This is a genomic window from Streptomyces sp. NPDC031049 (genome assembly GCF_055571015.1).
Window position 1 is genome coordinate 152294 of the sequence record NZ_JBVIGC010000016.1, and the last position, 13975, is coordinate 166268.

Consider the following 13975-nt stretch of genomic DNA (forward strand, 5'->3'; position numbering starts at 1 on the left):
CCCGCCGGGAGCCGTCCCCCGGGCACCCTCGGCCGGTGCGGGCCGGGGCAGCGCCCTCACTCGGTGCGGGCCGGGGTCTCGAGCGTCAGGCCGCCGCGCAGGGCCGAGGCGGCGAACGCCACCGCGGACGCCAGGCAGAACAGCGCGAGCGGTCCCCAGATCACCCCGAGCGCCCACATCGGCCAGCCGTTGCCCACCTGCGCCCACAGCGCCAGCAGGGACGCGAACCCCAGCGCGACGCCGTGCCAGCGCACCGCCGCGGCCGCCTTCCGGTGCCGCCGGTCGCCCCGGGCGAACAGCCCCCAGACCGCCCCGACGACGGCGGCCCCACCGACCGAGAAGCAGGCGAGCGCACCGCCGAGGCGGTCGTCGGCCCAGTCCACCGGGCCGTCGGAGGTCTGCTGCCGCAGGCCGTCCCCGGTCCGCACCTCGACGACCTCCCCGTGCCAGATGAGCCCGACGACCTCGTCGCCCGGCTCCAGCTCGGAGACGACCGGGTCGGTGTTCCGGAACGTCACCCGCCAGGGCTCACCGGACGGCAGCAGCAGTTCCGCCTCCGGCGACTCGTACCGGTCCGTGCGGTGGGTGTCGGCCGAGCGCACGGTGAAGTCCTGCTCCCACAGACACCCCGACGCCCGCACGGGCACGGAGCGGCAGGCCGGCGCGGCACGGAACTCCCGCTCCCGTTCCAGCGCCCCGGAAACCTCACGGGCGGACGCCACCCCCACGGCGAGCATCACGAGCCCGACCAGCAGCCACCCCACGCCCTGCATCGCCCCGCGCACCGCCGACGCCACCGTGTCCCCCTCGCACCCTCCGGGTCTCCTGTCGGTGCATTCGAGCACGTCGGCAGGGCCGCCGCCCATGCCCGTCACCGGCAAGACGCGGCCCGCCGGATTGCCGGGCCGGTGCAGCGAACGGGCCCGACCGCGGCGGACGGACGGAGGCGCGGTGGGCGGACGGGCGCGTCGGGCGGACGGGGGCGCGGCGGGCGGGTCAGTCCTCGAAGCCCTCCGCCGCCCGCTGCCGGCGCAGCTCCAGGATCGCGCGGCGCCGGGCCAGCCGGTGGGTGCGCCGGATCTGGGCCTCCTGGTAGCGGCGCTTGTCCCGCTCGGTCTCGGGGAGGACCGGCGGCACCTGACGGGGCTTGCCGTCGGCGTCCACGGCGGCGAAGACCAGGTACGCCGAGCCCACCTGGGTGGGCGGCGTCGACTCGTTCCAGCGCTCGGCCAGCACCCGCACGCCGACCTCCATCGAGGTCCGGCCGGTCCAGTTGACCTGGGCCTTCACATGGACGAGGTCGCCGACGCGGACCGGTTCGAGGAACGCCATCTCGTCCATCGACGCGGTGACGGCGGGACCGCCGGAGTGCCGTCCGGCGACGGCGCCGGCCGCGTCGTCGACCAGCTTCATGATCACTCCGCCGTGCACCGTGCCCAGGAGGTTGGTGTCGCTGTGGGTCATGATGTGGCTGAGGGTGGTACGGGAGGCCGAGGTCGGCTTGCCCGGGATCTCCGGGGTGCCCGACTCCGCGGCCGAGGCCTGGTGTGCCTGGTCTGTCATGGCCTCCACCTTATGCCGAGGCGACACGGGTGTGATTTGTGTCAGCTTCGCAACAGCGCCGCCCCTATTTTCCGACGACTCTTGTCCGCCGCACCGCCGGGACCTGCACACTGGGGCGCATGAATGATTGGCCCCAGGGATGGTCCGGCGACGACCGCGGCAGCGGCTACGGGCGCGGCAGCGCGAACGCGCGGCCCGAGAGCGCCCGTGTGATGCGGCAGGTCCGCCGCGGCCCCGCGGGGCCCGGCCCCGGCCCGGCCGCGCCCGCGTACGGCGGCGTGCCCCAGCAGCCGTCGTACGTCGACGGCCGCGGCCACGACGGTTACGGCCCGGACGGTCCCGGCGGCTACGACAGCGGCTACAACACCGGTCAGGTCTACGGGACACCCGGCGGCCGGGGCCCCGGCGGCGGCCCGCACGGTCCGCGGCCCGCGCCGAACTGGGGCAGACGCCTCAAGCTGACGGCGATCACCCTGGCCACGGTGCTGGTCGTCACGTTCGTCGGCACCTACTTCTGGGCCGACTCCAAGCTCAACCGCGAGGTCGACCTGTCCAAGGTCATCGAGCGGCCCGAGGCGGGCGAGGGCACCAACTACCTGATCGTCGGCTCCGACAGCCGCGAGGGCATGACCGACCAGCAGAAGAAGGACCTGCACACCGGTTCCGCCGAGGGCAAGCGCACGGACTCGATGATGATCCTGCACACCGGTGACAACGGCGCCACGCTGATCTCCCTGCCCCGCGACTCCAACGTGGAGATCCCCTCCTTCGTCGGCTCCGACTCCGGCAAGCGCTACGAGGGCACCGGACGGCAGGTGAAGCTCAACGCCGCCTACGCCGAGGACGGCCCCGAGCTGCTGGTGCGCACCGTCGAGTTCAACACCGGCCTGCGCATCGACCACTACGTCGAGATCGGCTTCGCCGGCTTCGCCAACATCGTGGACGCGGTCGGCGGTGTCGAGATGGACATCCCGCAGGACATCAAGGACGCCAAGTCCGGCGCCGACCTGAAGAAGGGCAGGCAGACCCTGGACGGCCAGGAGGCCCTGGCCTTCGTCCGCACCCGCTACGCGCTGGCCGGCTCCGACCTGGACCGCACCAAGAACCAGCAGAAGTTCCTGTCGGCCCTGGCGAGCCAGGTGGCCACGCCGTCCACCGTCCTGAACCCCTTCCGGCTCTACCCGACGATGGGCGCGGGCCTCGACTCGCTCATCGTCGACAAGGACATGGGCCTGTTCGACCTGGCCGACATGTTCTGGGCGATGAAGGGCGTCAGCGGCGGCGACGGCACCTCCATGAACATGCCGATCGCGGGCAACGCCGCCAACGGCAACCTCCAGTGGGACACCGCCAAGGTGAAGGAACTGGTGGGCCAGCTGAAGAACGACGAGAAGGTCACCGTCTCCGGCAAGTGACCGCCTCCCCCGGCGGGCGTCAGCGCTTGCCGCACACCACCTCGTCGCCGCGCACGACCGTGCCCGGCTTCTGCGGCGGCTCCTGCGGCTTCACCGTGCGCACCTCCCGGAAGTCGGCGCCCGCGATCACCTTCAGCGTCGCCCCCTGCCCCTTGACCGGCCGCAGTTCGCTGCCGGGCAGCGCGGCGGCCAGGGACTTGGCCGAGCGGTCCCAGCGGGGGTCGTAGGCGACGATCGTCCGCTCCACCGCGGGGGCCGCCGCGTTCACCGGCGCCCCCGTGGTGCGGAACCCGGTCGCCGCGAGCGCCCGGTCGATCCGCTTGCCGAGCCCGGGCGTGCGGGTGCCGTTCTCCACCTGGACGCGGATCTGCCGGGGGTCCACCGGAACGCGCACCGCCGGCTCACCGCGCCGGGCGGGCGGGGGCGGGGCCAGCGGCTTGTCCTCGCGCAGGGCCCGGAAGATCCGCTCGGACTTGACCGGGTCCCACTTCAGGGTCGAGCCGACGCCCTTCACGGCGTACCCCATCTGCCCGATGGGCACGGTGGTGAACTCCGACGACGAGGGCGAGAAGTCCCGCATGGCCCGGCCCAGGGCCAGCAGTTCGTCGGTGCCGAAGCCCTTGTCGGCGCGGACCGAGCCGAGCACCGCGCGGGTGATGTCCCGGAACTTGATCGGGTTCAGCAGGATCCCGGAGGACGTCGCCCGGTCGATGAGGGCGGCGAGGAACTGCTGCTGGCGCTTCATCCGGCTCAGGTCCGAGGCGCCGTCGACGTGCCGGGCGCGGACGTACTGCAAGGCCTGCCCGCCCAGGAGCGTGTGGTTGCCGGCGGGCAGGTCCAGCCCGCTGTGGCTGTCCTTGAGGGGCTCGGCGGTGCAGATCTCCACCCCGCCGAGCACGTCGACCGTCTTCATGAAGCTGGTGAAGTCGACCTCCAGATAGTGGTCGATCTTCACGCGGGTCATGTTCTCCACGGTGCGGATCGTCAGCCGGGGGCCGCCCTCGGCGTACGCGGCGTTCAGCTTGAGCGGGTGCCCGCCGTGCCGCTTGCCGGTGTTGCGGTCGGTGTGCGGCGGGGTCATGGCGTAGGAGTCGCGGGGCAGGCTGACCACGCTGGCGCGGTCCCGGTCCTCCGAGATGTGCACGATCATGATCGTGTCGGTGCAGTGGCAGGGCGCGCCGCCGAGCCGGTACTTCTTCCGCTCCTCCTCGGAGATCTTCTCCCGGCCGTCGGTGCCGACCAGCAGGACGTTCATGCCGTGCCCGGCCTCCGGGCGGTTCTTCATGTCCTTGAAGGCGTCGACCCGGCCGATGTCCGCGTCCAGCGTGGACAGCACCGCGTGCCCGATCCCGGCGGACGCCAGCACCACCACCGACAGCGCCGTCACCGTCCGCATGGCCCAGCGCGGTCGCCTGCGCCGCGCGGGCGCCCGCCGGGCGGCCTGCGGGCGCCGCCGCTGCGACGGGGGGCCGCCCCGCGTGGGCACGGCCGGCACCCGGGAGGCGGGGGAGCGGGGCGGCTTGGGCAAGGGGACACCTCCGCGAGGACGGGCCCGTGCGGGCTGCGGCCGGACGTGGGAACCCTGAGCACGGTAGGCCGATACGATCTGCGGCCCGGGGCAGCGACCCCGCGGCGCGCACCCGTGTCCCCCGTTCGCGGTAACGTGAGCACCGATGAACGCCAAGCCCGACGTGCGGCTCCCCGCCGTTTCCGTGATCATGCCCGTCCTCAACGAGGAGCGGCATCTGCGCGGCGCCGTCCGCGCCATCCTCGCCCAGGAGTACGCCGGCGAGATGGAGGTCGTGATCGCCCTCGGTCCGTCCACGGACCGCACGGACGAGATCGCCGCCGAGCTGGTCCGCGAGGACCCGCGCGTGCACACCGTGCCCAACCCCACCGGGCGCACCCCGGCCGCGCTGAACGCCGCGATCAAGGCCTCCCGCCACCCGGTCGTCGTCCGTGTCGACGGCCACGGCATGCTGTCGCCGGACTACATCGCCACCGCCGTGCGGCTCCTGGAGGAGACCGGCGCGCAGAACGTCGGCGGCATCATGCACGCCGAGGGCGAGAACGACTGGGAGCACGCGGTCGCCGCCGCCATGACCTCGAAGATCGGCGTCGGCAACGCCGCCTTCCACACCGGCGGCCAGGCGGGCCCCGCCGAGACGGTCTACCTCGGGGTGTTCCGCCGCGAGGCACTGGAGCAGCAGGGCGGCTACAACGAGGAGTTCATCCGTGCCCAGGACTGGGAGCTGAACTTCCGCATCCGCGAGGCCGGCGGGCTGATCTGGTTCTCGCCGGAGCTGAAGGTCTCCTACCGGCCCCGGCCGAGCGTGCGGGCGCTGGCCAAGCAGTACAAGGACTACGGCCGCTGGCGGCACGTCGTCGCCCGCTACCACTCCGGCTCCATCAACCTGCGCTACCTCGCCCCGCCGACGGCCGTGTGCGCGATCGCGGCCGGCCTCGTGGTCGGCGCGGCGCTCACGCCGTGGGGGTTCGTGATCCCCGGCGGCTACCTGGCGGCCATCGCCGCCGGGTCGGTACCGGCGGGCAAGGGGCTCCCGGTCAAGGCCCGGCTGCGGATCCCGGTGGCGCTGGCGACCATGCACATGTCGTGGGGCTGGGGCTTTTTGACCAGCCCGCGGTCGCTGGCCCGCAAGGTGATCGCGTCGCGGCGGCCCGCGGTGCGGGCGGAGGCCGACCCCGCCCGCTGACCGTCAGCGTCCGCCGGTCCTCACCAGGTGAACGCCGGGTCCACCGCCATGCAGGCGCTGTCGTCGGCTCCGTTGAGGGCGTCGGCCGACTCGGGCGTGGTGTCGTCCTGTTCCGGCGCCCGGTACCGAGTGCCCTCGCGCCAGTCCGCGCCGACGACGAGCGTCACCCCGGAGACGTCCGTGGACCGCTGCACCGCACTCGCCGGGATGCCCAGCGCCTCGGCGACCCGGCGGGCGTCGCCCTCCAGGTCGGCGCTCGGGTAGCGGACCACCGTGCGCTCCTCGGACAGCACCGTGGACTGGTCGGCGACCGCCTGCGCGAAGCCCTTCTCCGCGAGCAGCCCGGCGACCGTGCCCGCGCGCCCGGGCACCGGCGGACCGGTGCCGGTACGGGTGCCGTTGCGCACCTGCACGGCGATCTCCGCGTCCTCGGCGGCCTGGTCGGCGGGCGTCTTGTCGGGCGTCTCCGCCTCCCCCTGGTCCTTCTTCGGCTTCGCGCCCTTGCCGTCCAGGGGGATGTCCTCGCGCACCAGCCGGAACAGCTGCTCGGCGTCCTCGGTCGGCTCGACGCGCGCGCCCACGTAGCGGTTGGGCATCGTCGTCATGGTGATGCGCTCCGGCTTCACCTTGCGCAGCTCGGTGCTGAGGTCGTACAGCTTCTTGACGGTGTCCAGGCCCGGGTCGACGGTGAGCGCCCTGGTGGCCTCCTCGGCCAGCCGGCGCAGCTTGTTGGGGCTGCTGAGAGTGGCGTTCTGGCGCAGCTGACGGACCATCGCGCTCATGTACATGTGCTGGGCCTTGGCGCGGGCGAGGTCGCTGCCGTCCTCGAAGCCGTACCGGGTGCGCAGCCACTGCAAGGCCTGCTCGCCCTTGATGTCCGTGGTGCCCTTCTCCAGTTTCAGGCCCGAGCCCTTGCCGTCGGCGGTGCGCGAGTGGATGTTGGCGTCCACGCAGACGGGGACGCCGCCGACGGCGTCCGCCATCGCCACCACGCCGGCGAAGTCCACCATGACGAAGTGGTCGATGTGGATGCCGGTCAGCTCCTGCCAGGTGGCCACCGTGCAGCCGGGGCCGCCGTGGCCGAGGCTCTGGTTGGTCATCGTCCGGCCCTGGCTCGCCGGGTAGACCTTCCCGTCGTCCGGGTCGGTGCACTTGGGGATGTGCACCAGGGTGTCGCGGGGCATGCTGATGACCGACATGTTGGTGCGGTCGGCCGACAGGTGCACCAGCATCTGCACGTCCGCCAGCGGCGTCGAGCCGAACGTCTCGCGGGCGCCGCCGAGTTCCTGGTTCTCCTCGGTGTCGCGCGCGTCCGACCCGATGACCAGGATGTTCAGCGGGGTCTGCCCGGCGGCGTTCGGCGTCGGCTCGGCGACCTTGTTGTCGCCCAGGTTCAGCTCGTCCTTCTTGATGTTGCCGTTCAGATGCCGGTAGTAGAGGTAGCCGGCCCCGGCCGTGCCGAGTATGAGCAGGGCGAGGACGGTGGCGGTCCAGCGCAGCACCCGGCGGCGCCGCGGCCGGCGGCCACCGCTCCGGCCGCCCGCCTCCGTGCAGCCGTCACCGCCGCTCTCCCCTTCGGCGCCGCCTCCGCCGGCGGCCCCGCCGGGCCCGGCGGGGGTCCGCACCGCACCGGGCGCCGCCTCCTCCTGCACACTGCTTCGCGTCACGTCCTGTCCTTCCCCGCCCACGGGCCCCCGCCCGCACACCCCGCCACCGCGCCTGCCCCTCGTCCTGTCAGACGCGCGACGGGCTCCTCAGGTCACCTCACGGCCTCGACCGGCGCACTGCACGCTGCCGGCCGTGGACTTCTCCGCCTCCGGCGCCTTCACCGGGGCGTCGAGCCGCGCGCCCGCGCGTGGAGTCCGGCCCGGTGCCGGCGTCGTCGCCGGCCGTCCCCGAGCGTCAGTGAGGCGTGTGACGCGGAGGAGGGCCGCCGATTCCTCCGCGCGGTCGGGTCAGCGGGCACACGACGCCGGCGCGGCCCCACGTGGACGACGAGACCCTCCTGATGTCCTGCTCACGTATGTGACGGCCGACGCGTGCCAAGGGTTGCGTCCCGGCGGGGGATCCGTTCGCACGGGGTACGGCGGCCCGTGGCCCGCCGGATCACTGGGCGCACTTGACCTGGTCGGCGGTGGACTTCTCCACGTCGGCCGGGGCCGCGGACGTCCCGTTCAGCTTCACTCCGGCGCCCTTGAAGTCCTTGCCCAGCGTCAGCGTCATGGTGGGCAGGCCCTGGGCGTTGGTCACGCTCTCGCCCTCCTTCATCGCCGAGCCGGACAGACCCAGCAGGTCGGCGAGACGGCGCGCCTGGTCGGCCTGGTCGGGGGCGTACTCCAGCGTGGTCTTGGCCAGTTCCTCGGGCGCGTTGCCCGCGTTCTCGGACTTGGTGACCCCCGCCTCGGTCTGGAGCCAGGCCAGCTCCCGCTGGGCACTGCCGCTCGGGGCACCGCCGTTGAGGACGCGGACGCGGACCTCGGAGGCGTCGGCCTTGGGGCCCTCCAGCCGGGCGGCGACCGCGGCGGCCTCCTTCTTCTTCTTTTCCTTGACCTCGGTGAAGGAGACGTCGTTCTTGATCATGTCGAAGACCTGCGGGGCCTTGGACTCGTCCAGGACGACCGTCGCCTTGACCTTCTCGGCGGGATTGTCGCGCACTGGCACCCTGATGAACGTCAGGTTCTTGGTGTCGAGCTTGCCCAGCTCCAGTCCGAGGTCCTTCAGCTTGCCGATGCTGTCGAGCTGGGAGTCGACCGTGAGGGCCTCGGTGCCCGCCTCGGCCAGCTTCACCATCTTCGACGGGCTGGTGAGGGTGTCGTTGGACTTCAATTTGCGCATCAGCGAGCCGAGGAACTGCTGCTGGAGCTCGATCCGGCTCAGGTCGCCGCCCGTGCCCACGGAGTGCCGGGTGCGGACGAACGCCAGGGCCTGCTCGCCCTCCACGGTGTGCTTGCCCGCCGGCAGGTTCAGATGAGAGTCGGGGTCGTCGATGTCCTTGTTCAGGCACACCTCGACACCGCCGACCGCCGAGGACAGCGTCTTGACCGCGTTGAAGTCGGCCACCATGAAGTTGTCGGGCTTGACGCCGGTCAGTTCGGTGACCGTCCGCATCGTGCAGCTCGGGGTGCGGCCGCGCTGGCCGAGGCTGGTGTTGAAGCGGACGCCCTGCTCGCCGGGGATGATCTTCTGGGAGCCGTCCTCCTGCTCCGTGGGGCAGTCGGGGATGTCCACGATCAGGTCGCGCGGGATGCTCAGCGCGGTGGCGTTCGACCGGTCCTTGGAGACGTGCAGCAGGATCGTGGTGTCGGCGTGCCCCTCGCTCCCGGCGTCGCCGTAGCCGTCGTTGCCGGCGCCGGTGCGCTTGTCGGTGCCGATCAGCAGGATGTTGATGGCCTCGTCCTTGCGGAAGCCACCCGTGCTCGCGCCGTCGTCGGAGACCGAGGTGATGTTGTCGTTCAGGTGCTCCAGATAGAAGTACGCGGCCGCCGCGGTGCCCAGGACGACGAACGCCAGCGTGCCGCCGGACCACATCAGGACCTTTTTGCCCGTCGACTTCTTCTTCACCGGCCGGCGCCCGCGCCGTCCGGGGGGCGGCTCCGCGGGTGCGCCGCGCCGCCTGCGCGGGGGCGGGACCTCACGGCCGGGAGCGTCCCGGTCCGGCCGGTCGCGGCCCGGGGCGCCGCGGTCGGGGTTCGCCGTACGGCCGCGCGGTGCGGCGCCCGCGTCGGGGGAGGCTCTGCGGGGTCCGGGGACCGCCGACTGCGGAGCGGAAGGGCCTAGTCGCAGTTCGTATTCGCCGGTGCGCGGATTGAGTACCCACTGGTCTGCGGGGTCGATGTTCTCCGCCCGCCCACGGCCTTGCGCGTCCACGGTTGTCCGAATCCTCCGTCGGGGCCACGCGGCGCCTTCCCCCTCAAAGGCGCTCGGGTCTCTCACTCCGGGTCTGACTTGGTGCGCGACCGCGGGACGACGGTCTCGGGGACGGGCACCGGAGCGCTCACACTAACTGCCCAGTTCAACGTGCGGCGACGCCGGTGACAAATTCCACGACCCTACAACCGGGCAATCCGCCCAATTCCATGGACGAGAGCCGGTTTCTGTGTGCCGCCTTTGAGTCGGCTTTACCCGCAGCCGTCCTCCGCGGCGGTGTTCCCGGTGAACGTCGGGGCGGGAGAATCGCCGGCCGCGGGCTCGTCCCCGCGCTTTTCCCGGGACGTTGCGTCGCCGCGCCCGTACGTTCCGTGCCCGCCGGAATCCCGTTGTCCGCGCCCGCGATCGGCGACCGTCACCGGTTCGTCCGTCCGCAGCCGGGTGAACAACTCCTCCGCCTCGGGCTCCATGAGCTGGTCGCGATTGACGTCCTGCGCGTACGACTCCCGTGGAACGGTCAGGAATTGCACGCGTTCGGTGGGAATGTCGCGCAGCCCGCGCACGAGGTCGTACAGACCGCGCAGACTCGCCAGGTCCGGGTCGGTGGTGAGGGAGGACGTGGCGGCGTCCAGAACCGGGTACAGCTTCACCGGATTCAGCAGGACGTCATTGCTCTGCACCTTGTTGACGAGCGCTCCGAGGAAGTGCTGCTGCCGTTCCATCCGGCCGGTGTCACTGCCGTTGCCGAGCGACTTGCGGGCGCGGACGTAGCCGAGGGCCTGCTCCCCGTCGAGCGTCACCCGTCCGGCGGGCAGGCGCAGCCCGGCCGCCTCGTCGTCGACGGGTTCCGTGAGGCACACCTCGACGCCGTCGACCGCGTCCACCATCTCCTTGAAGCCGTGGAAGTCGATGACGACATGGTGGTCGACGCGGATGCCGGTGAGTTTCTCCACCGTCCGGATCGTGCACGCCGAACCGCCGGCCTCGAAGGCGTAGTTGAACATCGTGAACACCGGCTCGGTGCGGGAGCCGTCGGGGCGGCGGCAGCCCGGCACGCGCACCATCAGGTCGCGGGGGAGGGAGACGGCGGTGGCGCTGCGCCGGCCCGCCGCCAGGTGCAGCAGGATCACGGTGTCCGACCGCTCGGTCCCCGGGTCGCGCCCATAGCGGGCGTTGTCCTCGCCGGCCCGGGAGTCGGAGCCGATCAGCAGGATGTTCTGCGCGCCGCGTACGAGGGCGGTGGGACGCTCCTCCTCGTACCGGGCCAGCTCGGCCGCGGCGGCCTCGTCGGGCGTGATGTTCCCGTCCAGCTTGGCGTACACCGCCCAGCCGCCGGCCGCGGCACCGGCCACCACTCCGGCGACGGCGGCCCCGGCCCAGCCCAGCCGGCGCCGGCGGCGCCGTGCGGCCCCGGCGCCGGTCGCGGACGCCCCGGCGCCCGGGCCCAGGGGCCGGCCCCCGGCCTCGGGAGAGGACGCACCTGCCCTGTCGCCCACGTCTGGCGCCACCCCCTCATGCCGTACGAGCGTGCCGTGCCACGTGTCGTGCATTCCTGCTGCCGCTACGAGCATGGCCCGCCCGCCCGGCGCGGGGCGGCTCGGGATGCGCCGAACGGGGGAGGGGCGGGTCGGCGAAGGGGGTGGGCGGACCGCGTGCCGGCCCGGTGGTGCGTCAGCGCGCCGTCGGGGGCGGGTCGGCGACGGGGGCGGGCCGCGTGATGGTCCCGTGGCGCGTCAGCGCGCTGTCGCGGTCACCCGTTCCGACTCGATCCGCTGGTCCAGCGCCTCGGCGGCCAGCCGGTCCAGGTTCCGGCACAGCACCACCGAGCCGCCGGTCGCGAGCGGCCCGTACAGCCCGGCGTTCAGCCCTTCCCAGGTGTCGTACGGCAGGCTCGACAGCAGCCGTGCGCCCGGCCCCGTCAGACCGAGCGCCGTCGCCTCCGCGCGTGCCCGCTCGACCACCTCGGCCCCGCTGAACTCCCGCCCGGCCACGATGAGCGCGGGCTCCTCCGGGTCCACCGGCGTGTACGGCACGAAGCGGTCCGGCTGGCCCGGCACCTCCACCGCGTAGTCGGTGAACCCCTCCGGCGCCTGCGGGAACCGCCCGCCGAGCGGGCGCAGCGCCAGTGCGATCCGGGCCCCGGAGCAGGCCCGCGCCGCCTGGAGCGACTCCGGCTCCGGCCCGCTGACCACCACGTCCGCCGCCGCCGGGTCCCCGGCCACGTCGGCGACCACGCCGACCGACGCGCACGCCAGCAGCCACACCGCCGTCTGCCAGTGCGCGGGCAGCAGCAGCGCGACCCGGTCCCCGGGTTCGACGGACAGCTCGTCCTGGAGGAGGTTGGCGGTCTTGGCCACCCAATTGGCGAAGGTGGCCACCGAGAGTTCGACGCGTTCGCCCGTGGCGTCGTCGTAGAAGGTCACCAGGGGGCGTCCCGGGTCCGCGGCGAGCGCGGAACTCAGCAGGTCGGCAGGGGTGCGGTCGGTGGCGTTCACCCGCGCAAGCGTACGCGGGCCACACGGCGCGCACCGAACGGACGGGGCGCCGTACGGCCACCGGATCGGCCGAACGCGCCTGGCGCACCGTCAAGTTCCAAATGGACAGATTTGTCGGAGGATGTCCAGGATCAGGAGCATGCGTGGATTCCTTGCTTCCTCGATCGGTGTCACGTGTGCGGCCGCCCTCGCCCTCCCCCTCGCCCCGCCCGCGGCCGCCCAGGCGCCCACGAACGGGAGACCGTCGGTGTCGGCAGAGGCCGGCGGGGGGCCGTCGGTGACGGCCGAGGCGGACGGAGGGCCGTCGGGGTCGGCTGAAGCCGGCGGGGAGCCGTCGGGGTCGGCCGAGGCGGACCGGAGCCCGGCGCAGCCGGTGCCGGTCGAGCCCCATGTCCCCGGCAGCACCCGGTCCCTGCCCCTGCGGCCCCTCGCCGGCGACCGCACGCCGGGCGTCACCGCGCAGGGCCTGTCCCGCCACGACGTACGGCCCTTCTCCCTCGTCGGCGTCGTGTGGGACGACCCCGCGACCGAACTGCACGGCACCGTCCAGGTCCGTACCCGGGCCGTCGCCACCGGAGCCTGGTCCGGCTGGCAGGACCTCGAGACGCACAACGCCGAGCACGCCGCCGACCCGGGCAGCGCCGAGCGCCGGTCGGGGCGGGTACGGGGCGCCACGGCACCGCTGTGGGTGGGAGAGTCGGACGGCGTGGAGGTCCGGGTCCGCCCCGCCCCCGCCGGGACGGACCGGGGCGCGGACTCCGGCACGGACCCCGGCACGGACCCCGGCACGGACCTCGGCACGGACTCCGGCACGGACCCCGGCACCGGGGCGGGCGACCGCTCCGTGCCGCCCGGGCCGGCGCCCGCCGCGGTGCCCCTGCCCTCCGGGCTCCGCCTCGAACTCGTCGACCCCGGGCAGGGCGACCCGCCCCCGGCCGGCGCTCCCGCCGACGGACCGCGCACCGGCGCCCAGAGCGCCGTGCCGGCCGCGTCGGCCGAGGCGCTGGCCGCGTCCGCCGCCAACGCCGACTTCGCCCCGCTCGGCGCCGCCGAGATCATGGCACTGAGCCGCGAGCAGACGGAGCGCGAACTGCTCGCCCTGGGCGCCGGCGCCCTGACCGGGCAGCCGGCACCGGCGGTGCAGGCAGGGCAGCAGCGGGCCAAGCCGTACATCGGGCCGCGTCCGCGCATCGTCACCCGCCGCGGCTGGGGCGCCGACGAGAAGCTGCGCGAGAAGAAGTTCGCCTACACCAAGAAGGTCAAGGCCGCCTTCGTGCACCACTCGGCCACGGGCAACAACTACCGCTGCTCGCAGGCCCCCTCCGTCATCCGCGGTATCTACCGCTACCACGTCAAGAGCATGGGCTGGCGCGACATCGGCTACAACTTCCTCATCGACAAGTGCGGAAAGATCTACGAGGGCCGCGCCGGCGGGGTGGCCAAGCCGGTCCTGGGCGCGCACACCTACGGCTTCAACAGCAACAGCATGGGAGTCGCCGTACTCGGCACCTACAGCTCCAAGAAGCCCTCGTCGGCGGCGGTGAAGGCCATCGCCCGCCTGACCGCCTGGAAGCTCGGGCTCTACGGCATGAACCCGCGCGGCAAGACCTACCTGAAGTCCGGCGGCGGCAACCTCCACCGAAAAGGCAAGAACGTACGACTGAACGTGATCTCGGGCCATCGCGACGGCTTCGTGACGGACTGTCCGGGACGGCGGCTGTACGGCAAACTCGGCACCGCCCGCTCGACCGCGGCCCGCTACCAGGGGCGCTGAGGGGGCGTTCACCGCCATCGGGGGCACGGGCGGAAGGACAGTGGGGGGACGGGAACACGCACCGCACTGCCGTCGACGGCGTCATGGAACGGTCTGCATACACTGGCCGGCCGAAAGACAGTTCGGCCGGTCCCGGCAGGAAGCAGA

General features: G+C 73.1%; 10 protein-coding genes. 3 read left to right on the forward strand and 7 right to left on the reverse strand.

The features are described from left to right. Positions 1-56 precede the first annotated feature (56 nt). Both ACZ45Q_RS25740 and ACZ45Q_RS25745 read right to left on the reverse strand, forming a co-directional pair. Positions 57-797 (reverse strand): hypothetical protein, encoded by a 741-nt coding sequence (locus ACZ45Q_RS25740; protein ID WP_468265474.1) that lies wholly within the window; start codon positions 795-797, stop codon positions 57-59. Between the two features lie 199 nt (positions 798-996). After that, positions 997-1563 (reverse strand): acyl-CoA thioesterase, encoded by a 567-nt coding sequence (locus tag ACZ45Q_RS25745; RefSeq protein WP_468265476.1) that lies wholly within the window; start codon positions 1561-1563, stop codon positions 997-999. A 119-nt stretch (positions 1564-1682) separates the two neighbouring features. Between ACZ45Q_RS25745 and ACZ45Q_RS25750 the strand changes: the two genes are divergently transcribed. Continuing rightward, the gene (locus ACZ45Q_RS25750) at positions 1683-2978 is read left to right on the forward strand and encodes an LCP family protein (RefSeq protein ID WP_468265478.1); all 1296 of its coding nucleotides are present in this window, start codon (positions 1683-1685) and stop codon (positions 2976-2978) included. Positions 2979-2997: 19 nt separating this feature from the next. On the opposite strand, the gene ACZ45Q_RS25755 is transcribed toward ACZ45Q_RS25750, so the two are convergent. Continuing rightward, complete coding sequence (locus ACZ45Q_RS25755; RefSeq protein ID WP_468265480.1) at positions 2998-4506, reverse strand: LCP family protein; 1509 nt, start codon at positions 4504-4506, stop codon at positions 2998-3000. A gap of 145 nt (positions 4507-4651) precedes the next feature. Here ACZ45Q_RS25755 and ACZ45Q_RS25760 point away from each other — a divergent pair, with 145 nt between their 5' ends. Then, a complete protein-coding gene (locus ACZ45Q_RS25760) occupies positions 4652-5692 on the forward strand; it encodes a glycosyltransferase family 2 protein (RefSeq protein ID WP_468265482.1) in 1041 nt (346 codons plus the stop codon). A 20-nt stretch (positions 5693-5712) separates the two neighbouring features. Here ACZ45Q_RS25760 and ACZ45Q_RS25765 read toward each other — a convergent pair whose 3' ends face one another. The 4 genes from ACZ45Q_RS25765 to ACZ45Q_RS25780 form a co-directional block, all read right to left on the reverse strand. Continuing rightward, positions 5713-7359, reverse strand: a complete 1647-nt coding sequence (locus tag ACZ45Q_RS25765) for an LCP family protein (protein WP_468265484.1) — start codon at positions 7357-7359, stop codon at positions 5713-5715. Between the two features lie 439 nt (positions 7360-7798). Continuing rightward, a complete protein-coding gene (locus ACZ45Q_RS25770; RefSeq protein WP_468265486.1) occupies positions 7799-9559 on the reverse strand; it encodes an LCP family protein in 1761 nt (586 codons plus the stop codon). Between the two features lie 251 nt (positions 9560-9810). Then, positions 9811-11055 carry an LCP family protein gene (locus ACZ45Q_RS25775; RefSeq protein WP_468265488.1) on the reverse strand — a complete coding sequence of 415 codons (1245 nt, stop codon included), beginning with the start codon at positions 11053-11055 and terminating at the stop codon, positions 9811-9813. Between the two features lie 237 nt (positions 11056-11292). Beyond that, positions 11293-12054, reverse strand: coding sequence for a TIGR03089 family protein (locus ACZ45Q_RS25780; protein ID WP_468265490.1), 762 nt, complete (start codon positions 12052-12054; stop codon positions 11293-11295). A 139-nt stretch (positions 12055-12193) separates the two neighbouring features. Between ACZ45Q_RS25780 and ACZ45Q_RS25785 the strand changes: the two genes are divergently transcribed. Further along, entirely contained in the window at positions 12194-13828 is a 1635-nt protein-coding gene (locus ACZ45Q_RS25785; protein ID WP_468265492.1) for an N-acetylmuramoyl-L-alanine amidase, read from the forward strand. Positions 13829-13975 lie beyond the last annotated feature (147 nt).

Bases quoted from the DNA above. Each gene is read 5' to 3' on its own strand.
- ACZ45Q_RS25785 (WP_468265492.1), top strand. From the start codon at position 12,194: ATGCGTGGATTCCTTGCTTCCTCGATCGGTGTCACGTGTGCGGCCGCC.
- ACZ45Q_RS25745 (WP_468265476.1), bottom strand. From the start codon at position 1,563: ATGACAGACCAGGCACACCAGGCCTCGGCCGCGGAGTCGGGCACCCCG.
- ACZ45Q_RS25750 (WP_468265478.1), top strand. From the start codon at position 1,683: ATGAATGATTGGCCCCAGGGATGGTCCGGCGACGACCGCGGCAGCGGC.
- ACZ45Q_RS25760 (WP_468265482.1), top strand. From the start codon at position 4,652: ATGAACGCCAAGCCCGACGTGCGGCTCCCCGCCGTTTCCGTGATCATG.